Source organism: Pseudomonas entomophila L48, from assembly GCF_000026105.1.
Lineage (GTDB): Bacteria > Pseudomonadota > Gammaproteobacteria > Pseudomonadales > Pseudomonadaceae > Aquipseudomonas > Aquipseudomonas entomophila.
Map to the genome: position 1 here is coordinate 5291647 of NC_008027.1, position 18903 is coordinate 5310549.

General features: G+C 63.8%; 13 protein-coding genes and 1 pseudogene. 3 read left to right on the forward strand and 11 right to left on the reverse strand.

Annotated features, from left to right (window positions below):
- Window positions 1–3: 3 nt before the first annotated feature.
- Window positions 4–1812 (reverse strand): lipid A export permease/ATP-binding protein MsbA, encoded by a 1809-nt coding sequence (gene msbA, locus PSEEN_RS23055; RefSeq protein WP_011535986.1) that lies wholly within the window; start codon window positions 1810–1812, stop codon window positions 4–6.
- Between the two features lie 18 nt (window positions 1813–1830).
- A pseudogene (locus PSEEN_RS23060) lies at window positions 1831–3002 on the reverse strand (O-antigen ligase family protein); the annotation flags it as partial.
- Window positions 3003–3105: 103 nt separating this feature from the next.
- Between PSEEN_RS23060 and PSEEN_RS23065 the strand changes: the two are divergent.
- The gene (locus PSEEN_RS23065) at window positions 3106–3711 is read left to right on the forward strand and encodes a BUD32 family EKC/KEOPS complex subunit (protein ID WP_011535988.1); all 606 of its coding nucleotides are present in this window, start codon (window positions 3106–3108) and stop codon (window positions 3709–3711) included.
- 3 nt (window positions 3712–3714) lie between these two features.
- Here PSEEN_RS23065 and PSEEN_RS23070 read toward each other — a convergent pair whose 3' ends face one another.
- From PSEEN_RS23070 to putP, 9 genes are all read right to left on the reverse strand, one after another.
- Window positions 3715–4803: a glycosyltransferase gene (locus PSEEN_RS23070; RefSeq protein ID WP_044488901.1), complete on the reverse strand. Its 1089-nt coding sequence runs from the start codon at window positions 4801–4803 to the stop codon at window positions 3715–3717.
- Between the two features lie 47 nt (window positions 4804–4850).
- The gene (locus tag PSEEN_RS23075; RefSeq protein ID WP_011535990.1) at window positions 4851–5624 is read right to left on the reverse strand and encodes a hypothetical protein; all 774 of its coding nucleotides are present in this window, start codon (window positions 5622–5624) and stop codon (window positions 4851–4853) included.
- 63 nt (window positions 5625–5687) lie between these two features.
- Window positions 5688–6644 carry a glycosyltransferase family protein gene (locus PSEEN_RS23080; RefSeq protein ID WP_011535991.1) on the reverse strand — a complete coding sequence of 319 codons (957 nt, stop codon included), beginning with the start codon at window positions 6642–6644 and terminating at the stop codon, window positions 5688–5690.
- Between the two features lie 16 nt (window positions 6645–6660).
- The gene (locus tag PSEEN_RS23085; RefSeq protein ID WP_011535992.1) at window positions 6661–8064 is read right to left on the reverse strand and encodes a PIG-L deacetylase family protein; all 1404 of its coding nucleotides are present in this window, start codon (window positions 8062–8064) and stop codon (window positions 6661–6663) included.
- A complete protein-coding gene (locus PSEEN_RS23090) occupies window positions 8061–8957 on the reverse strand; it encodes an antimicrobial resistance protein Mig-14 (RefSeq protein ID WP_011535993.1) in 897 nt (298 codons plus the stop codon). The genes PSEEN_RS23085 and PSEEN_RS23090 overlap by 4 nt, the downstream gene beginning before the upstream one ends.
- Entirely contained in the window at window positions 8957–10087 is a 1131-nt protein-coding gene (locus PSEEN_RS23095; RefSeq protein ID WP_044488509.1) for a glycosyltransferase, read from the reverse strand. Before PSEEN_RS23095 ends, PSEEN_RS23090 begins: the two co-directional genes overlap by 1 nt.
- Window positions 10071–11828 (reverse strand): carbamoyltransferase family protein, encoded by a 1758-nt coding sequence (locus PSEEN_RS23100; protein WP_011535995.1) that lies wholly within the window; start codon window positions 11826–11828, stop codon window positions 10071–10073. The genes PSEEN_RS23095 and PSEEN_RS23100 overlap by 17 nt, the downstream gene beginning before the upstream one ends.
- 206 nt (window positions 11829–12034) lie before the next feature.
- Window positions 12035–12871: a 23S rRNA (adenine(2030)-N(6))-methyltransferase RlmJ gene (locus PSEEN_RS23105; RefSeq protein ID WP_011535996.1), complete on the reverse strand. Its 837-nt coding sequence runs from the start codon at window positions 12869–12871 to the stop codon at window positions 12035–12037.
- Between the two features lie 152 nt (window positions 12872–13023).
- Window positions 13024–14502 (reverse strand): sodium/proline symporter PutP, encoded by a 1479-nt coding sequence (putP, locus tag PSEEN_RS23110; protein WP_011535997.1) that lies wholly within the window; start codon window positions 14500–14502, stop codon window positions 13024–13026.
- Here putP and PSEEN_RS26765 point away from each other — a divergent pair.
- Window positions 14501–14764 (forward strand): hypothetical protein, encoded by a 264-nt coding sequence (locus PSEEN_RS26765; RefSeq protein ID WP_158020274.1) that lies wholly within the window; start codon window positions 14501–14503, stop codon window positions 14762–14764. The two genes, putP and PSEEN_RS26765, sit on opposite strands and share 2 nt — an antisense overlap.
- Before the next feature lie 96 nt (window positions 14765–14860).
- On the forward strand, window positions 14861–18814 hold the full coding sequence (gene putA, locus PSEEN_RS23115; protein ID WP_011535998.1) for a trifunctional transcriptional regulator/proline dehydrogenase/L-glutamate gamma-semialdehyde dehydrogenase: 3954 nt from the start codon (window positions 14861–14863) through the stop codon (window positions 18812–18814).
- The last annotated feature ends 89 nt before the right edge of the window (window positions 18815–18903 follow it).

Here is an 18903-nt window from a genome sequence, read left to right on the forward strand (position 1 = left end):
GGGTCAGGTGATGTCGGCGTTTTCCGGTGCGTCCAGCCCCATGGCGTGCAGGCGGGCATAATAGCCATTGGCCGCGAGGAGTTCGGCGTGGGTGCCGCGCTCCACCAGGCGGCCCTGGTCCATCACCAGGATCATGTCCGCCTTCTCGATGGTCGACAGGCGGTGGGCGATCACCAGCGTGGTACGCCCCTGCATGACATGGTCCAGGGCCGCCTGGATATGGCGCTCGGACTCGGTGTCGAGGGCCGAAGTCGCCTCGTCGAGGATCAGCAATGGCGCGTTCTTCAACAGGGCTCGGGCAATCGCCAGGCGCTGGCGCTGGCCCCCGGACAGCAGCACGCCGTTCTCGCCTACTTCGGTGTCGAAGCCTTTGGGCAACTGGTCGACGAATTCCTTGGCATAGGCATCGGCCGCCGCTGCCTCGATGTCCTCGCGCGGCGCACCGGCAAGGTCACCGTAGGCGATGTTATTGGCCACCGTGTCGTTGAACAGGGTCACATGCTGGGTCACCTGAGACACATGCTGGCGCAGGTTGCGCAGGCGGTACTGCTCGATCTCCACGCCATCAAGCAGGATCTGCCCTTCGCTGTGGTGGTAGAAGCGCGGGATCAATGCCGCGAGCGTCGACTTGCCACTGCCGGAGCGCCCCACCAGTGCGATCATCTGGCCCGGCTCGGCGGTGAAGCTGATATCGCTGAGTACCTGGCGCTCGGTACCGGGGTAGGTGAAGCTGAGGTTGCGCACCTCCAGACGACCCTCGACTCGCGGCTTCTCGATGGTGCCGCTATCAACTTCGGTTTGTTCGTCCAACTGTTCAAAGATGCTCTCGGCGCCCGCCAGGCCCTTCTGGATGGTCGAGCTGACCTCGGAAAGCTGGCGGATAGGCTTGGGCAACAGGCCGGCAGCAGTGATGTAGGCGACCAGGTCCCCGGCCGACGCCTCGCCACGCAAGAACAGCACCAGGAACATCAACACGGCCATCGCGGTGTAGATCACCAACTGCAACAGTGGCGTGTACAGGGCGCCGGTCTTGGTCATGCGCAGTTGTTTGTCGGTGTTACTCTGGCTGGCCTTGCTGAAACGCTGCTCCTCGTAGCGCTCACCGCCAAAACTACGTACCACCCGGTAACCCTGGATGGTCTCGGAGGCGACATGTGTCACGTCGCCCATGGCCACCTGGATCTTCTTGCTCTGCTTGCGGAATTTCTTGCTGGCAGTGCTGACCATTACGGCGATGACCGGCAGGATCGCAAGCATGACCAATGTGAGCTGCCAGTTCATCCACAGCAGGTAGACGAACAGGAACACCACCGTCAGGCCTTCGCGGATCACGACCTTGATCGCATCAGTTGCCGCGCCGGTGACCATCGTCACGTTGAAGGTGATACGCGAGATCAGGTGACCGGAGTTGTGGTTGTCGAAATAGCGGTTAGGCAGTACCAGCAGCTTGTTGAACAGCTCGACCCGCAAATCATGCACCAGGCAGAGCGATACCTTGGCCAGGAAGTAGTTGCCCAGGAACGAGCCCAGGCCTTGCCAGGCGGCGATAAGGATGATCAGCAACGGTACTGCCTGCAGCAGTTGCAGGTCACGCAGGTACGGCACGTCGGGAAATAGCACGGCCTCAGGGTTGCTGAGGCCGTCGACGAAGTACTTGAGGATCCCGGCCAGCATGGGCTGGGTGGAGGCGAAGATCACGAAGCCCACGATGCTCAGCAGGAAGATGCCGATGTAGGGTTTCACATAGCTCAACAGCCGGAAGTAGATCTTCAGGCTGGAGGAATTTTCCGCAGGGCGCGGTGTTTCGGCCATCGTCAAGCTCGCTGTACAGGTTGAACCGGCGATTTTACCACAGGCTTGTCACCGGGCCGCGCTCCAGGTAGCAACATCGCCAACCCCACCGGCAACCAACTGACGAACCATTCGGCGCGTGGCGTGCCTGTCAGGCTTGCTGCGTCGAACTGCATCGCCAGGGTGGAGAACACCCACAGGCTCAACAACACCTTGCCGAACGGGGTCGAGCGCGCTCGTATGATCTCGCCCAGGGTGAACAGCCATACCGCGATCCACAGCAGCATGCCCGGCAGACCGAGTTCGACGGCAACATGGGTGAACATGTTATGGGTGTGATCGAACTGCAGGCCGGCTGCCTCGACCCGATAGAACGCCCCCAGTCCAAGCCCGGTCCAGGGATGCTCGCCGATCATTTGCAGGGCCACCTGGAATATCTCCGGGCGGTAAGATGAGCCACGCAGCATGATCAAGTCATAGGCCATGTAGGTTGCAGCACTCCCCACGACCAACACGCCCATGGCAAGGGCACCACTGAAGCGACTACGGAACCAGAGCGGCGCAAGCAGCACGGTGAGCGCCACGGACAGGAGCGCGCCCCGGCTTTGAGTGAGTGCGACAAACGCCCCCAGGCACGCGAGTGCGGCCAACCACCCCAATTGCAGCCCCCGATTCCGAGGGCAGTCGAACAACAACCAGATGATCGCCGCGCCAATGACATAGGCACCGAGAATCGGGTGGGAGATCTCCCCGATCCCCTCGAGCCGGGTATTAAGCGGATAGCCGAGCACACTGTAGAAGCGAATGATCGATACCAGCGCCGCGACGGCCAGCAGCGCCCCGCCAACGCGCAAAAGTACGCGGCTACGCTCCTCACCCCGCGGCGCCAGCAATGGGAAAGCCATCAGAAATACCAGGATGTACAGCAGACGCTTGACTTCGCGCGAGCCTTCCTCGGTGGAGGACCAGGCGAGCGTCGCGGCACTCCAGGCCAGCAACAAGGCGATACTGGCCCACAAGGCACGCTGACGGCGCCATGCCTGGGCAAAAAGATGCCGGGCCGGCCAAGCCAGCAACAAGGTCGGCAACCACAGGAACAGCAGCAGCCCCTGCTGGTACAGCTTGTTGCTCGGTGCCAGCGCAATCGCCGCCAGGAACCAGGCAAAACCCAACCCCAACCAGGCTTGCACCCAGCGCTTTTCGTAGAACATCAGTTTCCCCCGATGAATCGAACTCACACCCGCATGGTGCTTCCGGGCAATTTTCGGCATTATGGCCGGTCATTTTGCTTGCCCAGAAGACAAGGCCACCCCAATGCAATGCTCCCGGCTAACCCAGGTCGACTTCGATCAGCTGACACACGGCGCCACGATTCTTGAAGCAGACAGCCATGGCGCCAAAGTCTACCTGCTTGAGGATGGAAACATCCTCAAGGTTTTTCGTCGCAAACGCCTGATTTCATCCGCATTGCTGCGGCCGTATTCGCAGCGCTTCGTCGACAACGCCCTGCACCTCGCGCAACTGGGCTTTCCAACCCTGGAGGTGATCAGCCATCACAAGCTGGCACTGCCAGGTCGCACGGCCGTACTCTACCGCCCGCTCCCGGGGCGAACCCTGCTACAGCTGTCGCGTGAGGGCAGTTTCGACTGGGAGCAACACTTGCCACGGCTGGTGGACCTGGTTCGCCGGATGCACCGCTCGGGCATCTACTTCCGCTCGCTGCACCTGGGCAATGTGGTGGAAACTCCCGAAGGAGTCCTGGGGCTGATCGACGTCGCCGACATGCGTTTCCTGCGTGCCCCACTTTCATCGCGGATGGTAAGGCGCAACGTTCGCCACATGGTGCGTTACATCGAGCGTGAACGGCTCGCCAACCAGTTCCCCCTGGAAGCGTTCGAGGCAGCACTCTCGCAACACTGAACGTCAACGTTTCAGCAAGCCGGCCGAGCCCTCCTTGAAGGCCTCCCATCGCTCTTGCGGTGCCAAGGCTCGCCACTGCTCATGGGCCTGAGCAGCAGCATCACGCCGGCTGCATTGGCCGATCGCGTCGGCCCAGGCGCCCAGATCACCCACGGGCAGGTAGCATCCCGCCTCGCCCAACTGCTCGCGAAACACTGGCAAGTCGCTGCAGAACACCGGTACGCCTGACAGCACGGCCTCCTGCACTACCAAGCCAAGCCCTTCCGAGCGGGAAGGCACCAACAACCAGTCAAAGGCCGGGTACAGCCGGATCAGGTCATCTCGATGCCCACCGAAGTGCACGCTGCCCTCGACGCCAAGCGCCTTGGCCTGCGCCTCCAGCCGAGCGCGTAGCGGACCTCCACCAAGAATGGCCAGACGCAAATCGGGTTGACGCTCCCGCACCTGGGCGAATGCCTCGATCAGCATTTCGAAGCCCTTGCCCTCGACCAGGCGCCCCACAGCGCCCAGCAAAGGCCCTTGCACCGGAAGCGCCAGCGCCTGGCGGGCCTCTTCCCGATCCAGCAACTGCTGGGTGAATGCCTGGGGGTCCAGGGACATCCGCAAGGTGCCCACCGGGCAGCCAAGCCCCTGTTCAAGCGAACGCGCCAATGTCGCGGATACGGCAGCGATACTCAGTTGCTCGGGTGGCAGGCTGCGAAACAGCCTGACATCGCTTGTGCTCAGACGCGTCTTGCCATGGAACAGCACGATGATCCGCACGCCCGGCGTTTGCCGGACGAGCGGCAAGAGCAGCCGGGCCACGCCCAGCCCGTCCAGCAGCAGCAGGTCTACCGAAGCCTCGACCAACGCCTTGCGAAGGCGCCAGCGGAGCCATGGCATCGCCAGCACATAAGGCATTCGTCCCTTGAGCAAACGCTGCGGCAAATGCCAACAGCGCACCTGCCCGAAACTGCTGCACAGACCGTCACCGAGCAACAACCAGTTACAAACCCGCGCGTCCGAGTGCGCATGAACCAGAAGATCCCGATGGACCTTGTGTATGGACATGTAGGGCGAGCCGCCCGACCACATCACATTGACGATATTCAACGGCATTGCGCCCCTTTCAGGAGTCCGTGGGCTTCGTATGAGCCGTATCAATGTGCCAGGAAACCGATCCCCAGCCCAACCACCAGCCCGAGCAACGACGATAGCGCAAACTTCACCCGATCCCGTTGCCGACGGCGGACCTTGCGTTGAACCTCCTCCGGTACGGTCACGTGCATGCCGAAGCCGGTATGCAGTACCGCGTCACCTTCGAGGGTCACTGCCGTCAGGTTCAACTCGGCATAACGACGCGACAGCGCCTTCTCTCCAGAATAGGCCGCATAAGGCGCGCAGCATTGATAATCGCTCAAGCGCCGCAGCCCCGGGTTGAGCGAGAAGGCCTGCCACTCGGCTTTTTCGGAGATCAGCGGGTAGCAAGGCACGCCAGCGATCACCTGGCGATCACCCAGGTGGATGTACGGGCTGTGAATGGCCAGGTCGTGGGCGTGACTGCGCAGCCAGACCTGAAGCAGGTGTGGGCTGACTTCGAGGATTGCGCGGGAATCCTCGACGAACCCTGGGCGATAGAAACGCCAGTCATCCTCGCAATGGAAGATGAACGGTGTCCGCACACGGCTGTAGGCCAGGTCGATCGACGCCAGCTGGCCCAGCTTGGGTCGGTTCACGAATACCGTGCAATGCCCTTTCCAGTGCTCCGGCACCGCGTCATGCACCGCATCGTTGCCCGAGTCTTCGGTGATGAAGACCTCGCGGACCGTTGCGGTGTTGTACCGGTCAAAGCTTTCCAGGGTTTCCTTGAGCAGGTCGAAACGCCCGCAACTCGTCACCACCAGGGTGACATCACTTACATCGGAAAAACGCACGGGGTTCCCTCCGCCTCGCGGCAGGTACACTTCATGCCCATCGTTGATGGGCGAATCAAAAATTCAGATCCCGAGCTGCAGGCGCAGGCGCTGCCAAGGGGTCAGCGGTGGATGAGGCCGCAGCGCGGGGCTCATGTGTTCGACAATGCTACGGCCGACCTGGGCAAAACTGAAGCGGGAAGTCGCCAGTTCACAACCTTTTACAGCTATGCGTGCCGCCAGTTCCGGCTCATCGCGCAACCGGCGCAACTTGGCCTGCAACACCGGGATGCTGTCGTAGAGCACGACGTTGTGCATGTCCTCGAGGCCCAAGGCGCGGTTTTCCTGCTCACCTTGGTCATAGGCCAGCAGCACGCAACCACAGGCCATTGCCTCGAAGTTCTTGATCATGTACTCGCCCATGCCCACATCGGCACTGACGAAGAAGCGGATGCGATTGAGCGTGTTGCAGTAATCCTCGCCCGACTTGGTCCGGGTGACCACCAGGTTCTCCACCCGCCCCAGTTCGTCCAGCAGTGCCTTGCGACCGCTGTAGGCGACGCTGTTGGTGCTGCCCACGAACGCCAGCTCGATGTCACGCTCGCGCCCCTGGTCGGTGAGCAATTGCTCGTCATAGCCCTTGGGCACGAATACTGCGTCAAAACCTTCCTGGCGCAGGCGCTCGCTGACCATGTAGCCGGAACTGATGACCCGCGCCCATGGCAGCTTGCGGTAGTGCGCGCTGAACTTGCCGGTGTACTTGCAGGGGATGTAGTTCTGGTAAGCGTCGTGCTCGAGGATCACCAGGTTGGGGATGCTGCGGATGAACGCCACCTGGCGGATTTCCTGCTTGAAGCGCAGGAAGAACACGATGCGGTCGTAGCGCGTGACATCCACCTCGCGCTTGAAATAGCGGCGCAGGTTGCGTTGGTCTTCGCTGCTCAGCCAGCGCAGGTCGCAGTCGCAGTTGGCCGCGACGCCATCGTACAGGCGGTCGAGAATCGCCCGTTGTTCCTTCTGCACCAGAAATAGGACTTTCATTGCTTTCCTTGGGCGCTCACAAGTCGCGACGCCAGAACAGTTCATGTCGGCGCACCGCCTTGCGGAAGAACTCGTTCTCTCCGTAGGGCGATGGGCGGCGCCCTGCCAGCCAGCGTTGCAACGCACGGCGCAGGCGACGCTTGAAGGGGGGCGCGGGCTGCAGGTCGTGCATCATGCCCAGGGCCATGGCCTTGTCGCGCTGGGTATCGATATCCAGCACCAGGCTGCAGGGGGCCCAGGCTTCGGCGGCTTCCAGCTGGGGCGGCAGGGCCACGCCATCACCACTGTCGCCCATCGGCCAGCGGTCGTTGTCATGCAGGTGGTTGGCGTAGCACAGCAAGGTTTCAGGCTGCCACGCCAGACCTTGCAGCGCTTCGAGCACGGCGGCCTGGGCACAGATGTGATCCGGGTGCGGATCCAGCACCGGATGCGGCATTACCAGAACCTGGGGCCGGGCCAGCTCGAGCAGGGCACGCAGGTCGGCCAGCAGGTTGAGCCAGGTCGGCGCGCCGTCGGCATCGGCCGGCAGCGGGAACGGGTTGAAACGGCGGAAGGGACGAATGTCGGCAAGATCCGCTTCACGCGAACCCATCGGCTGATCCGGCGCGGCCTGCATGGCCGGCAATTGCAGGCAGAAGTAACCCAACTGCACGCAGCGCGACTCCGGCACGCCGGCCCAGCGTGGCACGGCGATGCTGTCCCAGGCACGCAAGCGGCCCTTCAGCCTGGCCGCCTCGGCCTTGGCCAGGCCCATGGCCTGGTAGTGTTCGGCTTCGATCTCACCGGCGGTCAGGGTGACCACCCAGGTTTCGTCGGCCTGGCTGTACAAGCCATAGGCTGCCAGCTCGGCGTCGTCGGCGTGGGGAGCGATGACCATCACCCGGCGTTTGCGCAGCTCGACCGCCGGGGTTATCCACAGGCGCGGCGCCCCCTGCAATCGGCAATGCCGACCACGCAGGCGCAACGTGCCGGCCGCCAGCGGCTCGGCCAACCCCGTCAGATTGAGGAAGCGCACCCCGTTAACGCAACGCTCGAACGTTTGCACATCACTGGCGGCCCCCGCCAGCAGCTCGACACAAGGGTCGAGGAAACGCCCGAGCCAACCGCAGCGGACTCCGACTTCGAGGATCAATGTCTCGTCGCCTTGCAGCGCAACATCGGTTTGCAGCAGATCGCCTTGCAGGCTTGCTGCGGCTTCGCGAGTGTCCTCGGCGAAACGGTAGGCATAGTCTTCACCCGGCGAATAGAACAGGTGATCGGCGAACCACGCCTCGTGCGCCGCCCACAGCAGCGGCAGCAACAACAGCGGCAACCACCAGGCCACCAGCACGCCCAGCACGAGCAGCAGCAGCAGGCCCACCAGCAGCCCCACGCGCTTGTTGCGCCGGTGGCGCTTGAGCAACTGCTGCTTGCGGCTCACGACTGGAACACCGGCACGGGGTTGCACCAACGGTCCTTGTACTCGCGATCGGCACGACCGAAGGAGAACCGCAGCGCCTTGCCACGGGCGTTGGCATCCTCCCAGGCGGCCTGGGTGTTGAGGAAGCTCAGCACGCTGCCCGGGCTGAAAGCCTTGGTTTCAGGGTCGACACCACCATTGACGTACTCCACGCTGACCCACTCGGGCGCCTCGACCCGGTATACCAGCTGGATGGCGATGGGCGCCCCCTCGAGGAACAGCACCGAGCCGATCAACAGATCGCGCAGGCGCTCGACCACCTCTGCCATGCGTGCCGCGCCAGTGGCCGGGAAACCCCAGCGGCGCTGGAACAGATCGCAGTACATGACGGCGATTTCGGTGGCAGTGAAGTCACCAATCGGGCGCACCTGGCCGCCCGCCTCTTCCAGCAGGCGCAGCTCGCGCCTCTGGTTGTAGCGAAACTTCTTTGAAAGGTCTTCGTGCGCACGGGCCATGGCCAACTGCTCGGGTTGCGCCTTCAAGCCGCTGAAGCGGCCTTGGTTCAGCTCCGACAGATAGCGCCCGGCATGGCGCAACGGTGCCGCCACATCGGTAGCGGCAGGCAGGATGATCTCGGCATTGCCCAGGTCGAACAGGCCTTTCTTGCCGTGACGCTTGAGCACGTCCTTGGACAGCGCCAGGTGGCGGCCCCAGGCCGGCAATGCGGCCTTGAGCTCACCGCCCTGCACCCAGCCGAGGTAACGCACCGGGATCTGCGCGAGGTCGGCCAACTGCTCGATCACCAGCGGATGCGTGGCCACACTCCCACCGAAACGCTGCCAGGTGTCGTTGTAGGCGGCCGCGTCAATCACCTGCCAGCCGCGTTCACGCCAGCCTTGAATGTACTTGAGCATCAGGCCTCCGCCGCCAGCGCGCGCACGTGCGGCAGTTGCCAGAAGGCATCGCGCACCGCCTGGTCGCTGAAGCGCTCGTGCAGGCGCTGGAGCATATGCTGCGCGCACAACGCACGCTGCTGCGCATCAAGCCCGGCCATGTGTTTCAGGCCCTGAGCCAGTTGCGCCGCGTCGCCCAATGGGAACAATACACCGACGCCCTCGACCACTTCGCGGGCACCGCCACAGGCGGTGGCCAGCACCGGTACGCCGGCAACCATCGCCTCGAGCAGGACCATCCCGAAGGGTTCGTGATCCGAGCTCAAGGCAAACACATCGAAGGCCTGGAAATAGCGGCGGGCATCCGGCACCTGGCCGAGAAAATCGACCTGGTCGGCAATCCCCAGCTCGATGGCCTGCGCCTTGAGCTTGGCTTCCAGGCGCCCTTTGCCCAGGATCGCCAGGCGCGCGCCGGCAGGCAGCCCCGGCAGCGCTTCGGCGAAGCCACGCAACAAGGTGGCTTGATCCTTGTCCGGGTGCAGCCGCCCGACGTTGCCCACGACCCAGGCCTGTTCGTCCAGCCCGAGGGCCCGGCGCGCCTCGTCACGCGGCACCAGGGACGCCAGCAGCGCCGCGACATCGATACGGTTGTACAGGGTCTGGATACGCTCGGCAGGCCACTGCGCCAGACAGCGACGCATGTCGTCACGCACCGCGTCCGACACGCCCAGCAGGCTCAAGCGCTTGCGGAACAGGTTGGCGAACAGCCGCCGCCCCTTGCGCTGGTAGTCGCCGAAGGCGTGATGCACGCCGATCACCGGTAAGCCAGTACCCAGCAGTGCCACGTAGATCGGCTTGAAGCGGTGGGCGATGCAGAAACTGAAGTTGCGCTGCGCGGCGATCTTGCGCAGCGCACGGATCGCGCCCAGCTTCAGGCCGCGCACGGCCTTTGAGCTGAACTCGAGAAACAGCACCTCGTCCGAGGCACAGCCTGCCGCGACCTGCGCGTCGGCTGCCCCGGTGAGGAAGACGGTGGTGACCTTGTAGCCGCGGCCCTGGAACAGGCTGGCATATTGACGGGCGCAATCGAGGAACGGCCCGTCATAGCCATGGCAGAACTGCAGGATCCGTGGTTCAGAGCGGCTGGTCATACGGCGCCGCGCCATCCTTGACCACCAGGATGTCTTCCATGATCAGGTACTGCAGGTCCGAGCCGAAGAACATGTTCAGGGCATCGGTCGGCGAGCAGATCATGGGTTCGCCACGGCGGTTGAGCGAGGTGTTCAGCGACACGCCGTTGCCGGTCAGGTCTTCCAGCGCCTTCATCATGTCGTAGTAGCGCGGGTTGTACTCGCGCTTGAGCACCTGGGCACGGGAGGTGCCGTCCTCGTGTACCACTTCCGGCACGCGGGTCTTCCACTCTTCAGCCACTTCGAAGGTGAAGGTCATGAATGGGGCCGGGTGATCGATCTTGATCATCTGCGGTGCGACGGTGTCGAGCATCGACGGGCAGAAAGGCCTCCAGCGCTCGCGGAACTTGATCTGGTGGTTAATGCGGTCGGCCACGCCTTCCACGCTCGGGCAGCCGATGATCGAACGACCGCCCAGCGCGCGCGGGCCGAACTCCATGCGGCCCTGGAACCAGGCCACCGGGTTGCCATCGACCATGATCTTGGCGATCTGCTCTGGCATGTTCTCGAGCTTGCGCCATTTCGGCTGGCTCGGGTGGCGGGCACAGGCGGCGATCACGTCTTCGTTGGAGTAAGCAGGGCCGAGGTAGACGTGCTCCATCTTCTCGACCGGCACACCACGGGCGTGAGACACATAGGCGGCCGCGCCAACGGCGGTACCGGCGTCGCCGGAAGCCGGCTGGACGAACAGCTCTTTCACGTCGTCACGGGCGATGATCTTCTGGTTCAGCTTGACGTTCAGCGCACAGCCGCCGGCGAAGGCCAGCTTGCCGGTTTCCTTCAGCGTGTCGCCCAGGTAGTGGTCGATCATCTGCAGTGCGAGTTTCTCGAACAGCGCCTGCATGCTCGCCGCGTAGTGGATGTACGGCTCGTCGGCGATGTCGCCTTCACGTTTCGGGCCCAGCCACTCGATCAGCTTGGGCGAGAAGTAGAAGCCCTTGCCTTTCTCTTTATAGCGGCGCAGGCCGATGACGTTGGCGTATTCGGTGTTGATCACCAGTTCGCCGTTTTCGAAGCTGGCCAGGCGCGAGAAATCGTACTTGCTGGCATCGCCGTACGGCGCCATGCCCATGACCTTGAACTCGCCGTCGAGCATCTCGAAGCCAAGGAACTCGGTGATCGCGCCATACAGGCCGCCCAGCGAGTCCGGATCGAAGAATTCCTTGATCTTGTGGATCTTGCCGTTTTCGCCGTAGCCGAAGAAGGTGGTGGCGTACTCACCCTTGCCGTCGATACCGAGGATCGCGGTCTTCTCTTTGAAGCCCGAGCAGTGGTAGGCGCTGGAGGCGTGGGCGAGGTGGTGCTCGACCGGCTCGATCTTGATCTTCTTCGGGTCGAAACCCAGCTGCTCCAGACACCAGACGATCTTCTTGCGGTAGCGCTTGTAGCGGCGGTTGCCCATCAGCAGCGCGTCGAGGGCGCGGTCCGGGGCGTACCAGTAGCGCTTGGCATAGTGCCAGCGGGCCTTGCCGAACAGGCTGATCGGGGCGAAGGGAATCGCCACCACGTCAACGTCCGATGGCTTGATGCCGGCCTGCTCCAGGCAGAACTTCGCCGACTCGTAGGGCATGCGGTTCTTCGCATGCTTGTCACGCACGAAGCGCTCCTCTTCGGCGGCGGCAATCAGCTTGCCGTCGATGTACAGGGCCGCGGAAGGGTCATGGCTAAGGGCGCCGGACAGGCCAAGAATCGTCAGTGCCAAGGGTCTAGCCTCTCAAATCGGTAGAAATGCGCCAGCGGCTCTTGGGCGGATGGCGGCTAAAGGGCGGGATTATAACGCAAACATGGCGGACACACTGCCCCCTGCTGGGGGGAACAGTTTGCGGTGTTTGCGCGGCCCGGTTCGCCGGCAAGCCGGCTCCTACGAGGTCTGTAGGAGCCGGCTTGCCGGCGAACCGGACTGAACGGCTATTCCGCGATCAGCCAGTCCATGCGGAAGCTGCCTTCGGTCTGCGCCAGCTCCTTGGCCAGCCAGGGCAGCAGCGCCTTGAGCTCGTCCTCCAGACCCCACGGCGGGTTGGCGATGGCCAGGCCCGAACCATTCAGGCCTTGCGGGCTGTCCTGGTGATGCACATACAGCTCGACCCGCAGCAGCTTGGGTGCGCCCGTGCTGGTCAGGTCCTGGTAGAAGCGGGTCAGCGAACGCTGGTCCTTGATCGGGTACCAGATGGCCGCGACGGTCTGGCGCATGCGGCCGATCGCCTCTTTCATGGCCACGGTGCAACGCTTGAGTTCGTCAGCCTGCTCGAACGGCGGGTCGATCAGCATGATCGCGCGCTTTTCCTGCACCGGCAGCAGCGCCCGCGGGATATGCCAGCCTTCGCCAAGGTGAACGGTGACCCGAGGGTCCTTCTTCATGTTCTCCTTGAGCAGCGCCCCGTCTTCAGGGTGTTTCTCGTTGAGCAGGGCGCGGTCCTGCTGACGCATCAGCCGGCGGGCCAGTTCGGGCGAACCCGGATAGTAGCGCAGCTCGCCGTCCTGATTCAGGCGCTTGATGATACGCAGGTAGTCGGCGGTCACTTCCGGCAGGTCGTCGCGGTTCCACAGGCGGGCGACACCTTCAAGGTATTCGCCGGTGCGGGTCGCCTGGTCGCCTTGCAAGTCATAGAGACCCAGGCCGGCGTGGGTGTCGATGTAGGCGAACGGCTGCTCCTTGCGCGACATCAGGGCAATGAGGCGGGTGAGCACGATGTGCTTGAGGACGTCGGCGTGGTTGCCGGCGTGGAAGGCGTGACGATAGTTCATGGCGACTCCTGCGGGGGCGGCAAGTTTACCTTGTCGCGACGGCGTCGTCAGGTGCGGCGGTCGATCGGTGCTGAAGCGTTCGCCGGCAAGCTGGCTCCTACAAGCACAGCATCATCTTGTAGGAGCCGGCTTGCCGGCGAACCGCTCAACGATCACTTGTCGGCGTGATAGGCCGCGTCAGCGGTTTCAAAACGCGAAACCATGCTGTTCGACGGGCTGCCCAGCTTGCTCACCACCAGGATGGCGATGCTGGCGAACAGGAAGCCCGGGATGATCTCGTACAGGCCCAGGCCCACGTAGTTCTTCCACAGGATCACGGTCAGCGCACCGACCACGATACCGGCCAGCGCGCCGTTGCGGGTCATGCCTTTCCACAGCACCGAGATCAGCACCACCGGGCCGAAGGCGGCACCGAAGCCAGCCCAGGCGTAGGCCACCAGGCCCAGCACGCGGTTCTCAGGGTTGGCGGCCATGGCGATGGCGATCAAGGCAACGGCCAGCACCATCAGACGACCGACCCATACCAACTCCTTCTGCGAAGCGTTCTTGCGCAGGAAGGACTTGTAGAAGTCTTCAGTCAGGGCACTGGAGCACACCAGCAGCTGGCAGCTCAGGGTACTCATCACCGCGGCCAGGATGGCCGACAGCAGCACACCGGCGATCCATGGGTTGAACAGAATCTTGGCCAGCTCGATGAACACACGCTCATGGTTCTCAGTGACCGGGCCTGCCAGGTCAGGGTGCGCCGAGAAGTAGGCGATACCGAAGAAACCGACGGCGCAGGTGCCGCCCAGGCACAGGATCATCCAGGTCATGGAGATGCGGCGGGCGTTGGCGATCGATTTCACCGAATCAGCGGCCATGAAGCGCGCCAGGATATGCGGCTGACCGAAGTAGCCCAGGCCCCAGCCCATCAGCGAGATGATACCGATGAAGGTGGCACCCTTGAACATGTCGAAGTGAGCCGGGTTCACCGCCTCGATCGCCAGGAAGGTAGTATCGAAGCCACCGGTGGAGATCAGTACGATGATCGGGGTCAGGATCAACGCGAAGATCATCAGCGAGGCCTGCACGGTGTCGGTCCAGCTCACCGCCAGGAAACCACCGACGAAGGTGTAGGCGATGGTGGCCGCGGCACCCGCCCACAGGGCGGTCTCGTACGGCATGTCGAAAGTGCTTTCGAACAGGCGGGCGCCGGCGACGATGCCGGAGGCGCAGTAGATGGTGAAGAACACCAGGATGACGATCGCCGAGATGATCCGCAGCAGGCCGGTCCTGTCTTCGAAGCGGCTGGAGAAGTAGTCCGGCAGCGTCAGGGCGTCACCGTTGTGCTCGGTCTGCACGCGCAGACGGCCGGCGACGAACAGCCAGTTCAGGTAGGCGCCGACGGTCAGGCCGATGGCGATCCAGGCCTCGGAAAGGCCCGCGAAGTAGATGGCGCCCGGCAGGCCCATCAACAGCCAGCCGCTCATGTCCGATGCGCCGGCGGAAAGCGCGGTGACCACGCTGCCGAGACTACGGCCGCCGAGAATATAGTCGGAAAGGTTCTTGGTGGAGCGATAGGCGGCGAAGCCGATCAGCACCATTGCCGCAATGTAGATCACGAAGGTGATCGTTAGTGGATTGCCCATGAGTTGTGCCCTGGCGTTGTTTTTATCTCTTGCTACCGCCGTGCACGACGGTTGCACCCAGGCGGCGCATCCTATGCAACAACATGAACGAGGTGCAACCATTTTTCATTTGCAAGTTGCACCCAACCATGTGTTTTCGGATAAAACACCTTTTTTGCTCCTTTTCGGAGCAAACATCGCGTTTTACATAATCAAATGCACCAAAACGGCGCCTTTCATCCATTCAATAACGCCCTTCAGACGAGTTGCACCTTTGTCATGAAGATTTCGGGTTGCACCCGGTTGCACCTGAATTGTCCTACAGGCTAATCTTGCCTTCAGCTTAGGCCACACCCGTGGCCAATAACGAGGATAAGAAATGGCGACGACCACCCTTGGGGTCAAACTCGACGACCCGACCCGTGAGCGACTCAAAGCAGCTGCGCAGTCCATCGACCGCACGCCGCACTGGTTGATCAAGCAAGCGATCTTCAACTATCTCGAGAAGCTCGAGGGTGGCGCCACCCTGAACGACCTCAACGGCCACGCCGCCGCTGCTGGCGACGACGCCGGCGAAGTCGCCGCCGACCACGCCCACCAGTGCTTCCTGGAATTTGCCGAAAGCATCCTGCCGCAGTCGGTGCTGCGCTCGGCGATCACCGCCGCCTACCGCCGCCCCGAGCAGGAAGTGGTACCGATGCTGCTGGAGCAGGCGCGCCTGCCGGCCGCACAGGCCGAAGCCACCAACAAGCTGGCCGCGAGCCTGGCCGACAAGCTGCGCAACCAAAAGAGCGCTGGTGGCCGCGCCGGTATCGTCCAGGGCCTGCTGCAGGAGTTCTCTCTGTCTTCGCAAGAAGGCGTGGCGCTGATGTGCCTGGCCGAGGCCCTGCTGCGCATCCCCGACAAGGGCACCCGCGACGCGCTGATCCGCGACAAGATCAGCACCGGCAACTGGCAGCCGCACCTGGGCAACAGCCCGTCGCTGTTCGTCAACGCCGCCACCTGGGGCCTGCTGCTGACCGGCAAGCTGGTCAGCACCCACAACGAATCCGGCCTGACCTCCTCGCTCACCCGCATCATCGGCAAGAGCGGCGAGCCGATGATCCGCAAGGGCGTCGACATGGCCATGCGCCTGATGGGCGAGCAGTTCGTCACCGGCGAGACCATCGCCGAAGCCCTGGCCAATGCCAGCAAATTCGAAGCCAAGGGCTTCCGCTACAGCTATGACATGCTTGGCGAAGCGGCCCTGACCGAACACGACGCGCAGAAGTACCTGGCCTCCTACGAGCAGGCGATTCACTCGATCGGCAAGGCCTCCCACGGCCGCGGCATCTATGAAGGCCCCGGCATCTCGATCAAGCTCTCGGCCCTGCACCCGCGCTACAGCCGCGCCCAGTACGAGCGCGTGATGAATGAGCTGTACCCGCGCCTGCTGTCGCTCACGCTTCTGGCCAAGCAGTACGACATCGGCCTGAACATCGACGCCGAGGAAGCCGACCGCCTGGAGCTGTCGCTGGACCTGCTCGAGCGCCTGTGCTTCGAGCCGTCGCTGGCCGGCTGGAACGGCATCGGTTTCGTCATCCAGGCCTACCAGAAGCGCTGCCCGTACGTGATCGACTACGTCATCGACCTGGCCAAGCGCAGCCGCCACCGCCTGATGATCCGCCTGGTGAAGGGCGCCTATTGGGACAGCGAAATCAAGCGCGCCCAGGTCGAGGGCCTGGAAGGCTATCCGGTCTATACCCGCAAGGTGTACACCGACGTGTCCTACGTCGCCTGCGCCCGCAAGCTGCTGGCCGTGCCAGAAGCCATCTACCCGCAGTTCGCCACTCACAACGCCCACACCCTGTCGGCCATCTACACCATCGCCGGGCAGAACTACTACCCGGGCCAGTACGAGTTCCAGTGCCTGCACGGCATGGGCGAACCGCTGTACGAGCAAGTCGTGGGCAAGATCTCCGAGGGCAAACTGAACCGTCCGTGCCGCGTGTACGCACCGGTCGGCACCCACGAGACCCTGCTGGCCTACCTGGTCCGCCGCCTGCTGGAAAACGGCGCCAACACCTCGTTCGTCAACCGCATCGCCGACCACTCGATCTCCATCCAGGAGCTGGTCGCCGACCCGGTCGCCAGCATCGAGCGCATGGGCACCCAGGAAGGCAGCATCGGCCTGCCGCACCCGCGCATCCCGATGCCGCGTGAGCTGTATGGCAGCGAGCGAGCCAACTCGGCCGGTATCGACATGGCCAACGAACACCGCCTGGCGTCGCTGTCCTGCGCCCTGCTGGCCACCGCTCACAATGACTGGAAAGCTACCCCACTGCTGGGCTGCACTGCCAGCGAACAAGCTGCGGTACCGGTGCACAACCCAGCCGACCACCGCGATATCGTGGGCCATGTGCAGGAAGCCACCGTCGCCGACGTCGACAACGCCATCCAGTGCGCACTGAACGCCGCGCCGATCTGGCAGGCCACTCCACCGGCCGAACGCGCCGCGATCCTCGAACGCGCCGCCGACCTGATGGAGGCCGACATCCAGCCGCTGATGGGCCTGCTGGTGCGCGAAGCCGGCAAGACCTACGCCAACGCCATCGCCGAAGTGCGCGAGGCCGTGGACTTCCTGCGCTACTACGCGGTGCAGGCACGCAACGACCTGCGCAACGACAACTGCCGCCCGCTGGGCCCGGTGGTGTGCATCAGCCCGTGGAACTTCCCGCTGGCGATCTTCTCCGGCCAGGTGGCCGCGGCCCTGGCTGCCGGCAACCCGGTATTGGCCAAGCCGGCCGAACAGACCCCGCTGGTCGCCGCCCAGGCCGTGCGCCTGCTGCTGGAAGCCGGCATCCCCGAAGGCGTGCTGCAACTGCTGCCAGGCCAGGGTGAAACCGTCGGTGCCGGCCTGGTCGGTGACGAGCGCGTCAAGGGCGTGATGTTCACCGGTTCCACCGAAGTCGCCCGCCTGCTGCAGCGCAACATCGCTGGCCGCCTGGACAACCAGGGCCGTCCGATCCCGCTGATCGCCGAAACCGGTGGCCAGAACGCCATGATCGTCGACTCCTCGGCCCTGACCGAGCAGGTGGTGATCGACGTGGTGTCCTCCGCGTTCGACAGCGCCGGCCAGCGTTGCTCGGCCCTGCGCGTGCTGTGCCTGCAGGAAGACTCCGCCGACCGCGTGATCGAGATGCTCAAGGGCGCCATGGCCGAAAGCCGCCTGGGCAACCCGGAGCGCCTGTCTGTGGACATCGGCCCGGTGATCGACGCCGAAGCCAAGGCTGGCATCGAGAAACACATCCAGGGCATGCGCGACAAAGGCCGTACTGTTTACCAGGTGGCCATCGCCGAAGGCGAAGAGATCAAGCGCGGCACCTTCGTGATGCCGACCCTGATCGAGCTGGAAAGCTTCGACGAACTCAAGCGCGAGATCTTCGGCCCGGTGCTGCACGTGGTGCGCTACAACCGCAAGGACCTGGACCAGCTGATCGAGCAGATCAACGCCTCCGGCTACGGCCTGACCCTCGGCGTGCACACCCGCATCGACGAGACCATCGCCAAGGTGGTGGACAGCGTCAACGCCGGCAACATGTACGTCAACCGCAACATCGTCGGCGCCGTGGTCGGTGTGCAGCCGTTCGGCGGTGAAGGCCTGTCCGGCACCGGCCCGAAAGCCGGCGGCCCGCTGTACCTGTACCGCCTGCTGTCGACCCGCCCGGCCGACGCCATCGCCCGCCACTTCCAGGCCGACGATGCGCGCAGCGCTGCCGACACCACCCTGCGCGACCAGCAGATCAAACCGCTGACCACCCTCAAGACCTGGGCGGCCAGCAGCCAGATGAGCGACCTGGTCGCCCTGTGCGAGCAGTTCGCCGAACACTCGCAGAGCGGTATCAGCCGTGTGCTGCCAGGCCCGACCGGCGAGCGCAACACCTACACCGTGTTGCCGCGCGAGCACGTGCTGTGCCTGGCCGACAACGAAGCCGACCTGCTGGCCCAGCTGGCAGCGGTACTCTCGGTAGGCAGCTCGGTGGTGTTCCAGGATGGCGAGCCGGCCAAGACCGTGCGCAGCCGTCTGCCGAAAGAGCTGCAGGCGAAGATCAAGCTGGTGGCCGACTGGAATAAGGACGACGTGGCCTTCGACGCGGTCATCCACCACGGTCACTCCGACCAGCTGCGCGGCGTCTGCGAGCAGGTGGCCAAGCGTGCCGGGGCGATCGTCGGTGTGCACGGGCTGTCGAGTGGCGATCACCAGATTGCCCTGGAGCGCCTGGTGATCGAGCGGGCGGTGAGTGTGAACACCGCGGCGGCGGGCGGTAACGCCAGCCTGATGACCATTGGTTGACGCTGACGGTTGTTGAACAGAAAAAGGAGAGCTCAGGCTCTCCTTTTTTATTGGTCCCTCGCGGGCCTCTTCGCGGGTAACACCGCTCT

What these genes read in the sequence shown, in the direction of transcription:
- putA (WP_011535998.1), top strand. Translation starts at nt 14,861, where the DNA reads ATGGCGACGACCACCCTTGGGGTCAAACTCGACGACCCGACCCGTGAG.
- PSEEN_RS23065 (WP_011535988.1), top strand. Translation starts at nt 3,106, where the DNA reads ATGCAATGCTCCCGGCTAACCCAGGTCGACTTCGATCAGCTGACACAC.
- PSEEN_RS26765 (WP_158020274.1), top strand. Translation starts at nt 14,501, where the DNA reads ATGAGTTGTGCCCTGGCGTTGTTTTTATCTCTTGCTACCGCCGTGCAC.
- PSEEN_RS23105 (WP_011535996.1), bottom strand. Translation starts at nt 12,871, where the DNA reads ATGAACTATCGTCACGCCTTCCACGCCGGCAACCACGCCGACGTCCTC.
- PSEEN_RS23080 (WP_011535991.1), bottom strand. Translation starts at nt 6,644, where the DNA reads ATGAAAGTCCTATTTCTGGTGCAGAAGGAACAACGGGCGATTCTCGAC.
- msbA (WP_011535986.1), bottom strand. Translation starts at nt 1,812, where the DNA reads ATGGCCGAAACACCGCGCCCTGCGGAAAATTCCTCCAGCCTGAAGATC.
- PSEEN_RS23095 (WP_044488509.1), bottom strand. Translation starts at nt 10,087, where the DNA reads ATGACCAGCCGCTCTGAACCACGGATCCTGCAGTTCTGCCATGGCTAT.
- putP (WP_011535997.1), bottom strand. Translation starts at nt 14,502, where the DNA reads ATGGGCAATCCACTAACGATCACCTTCGTGATCTACATTGCGGCAATG.
- PSEEN_RS23090 (WP_011535993.1), bottom strand. Translation starts at nt 8,957, where the DNA reads ATGCTCAAGTACATTCAAGGCTGGCGTGAACGCGGCTGGCAGGTGATT.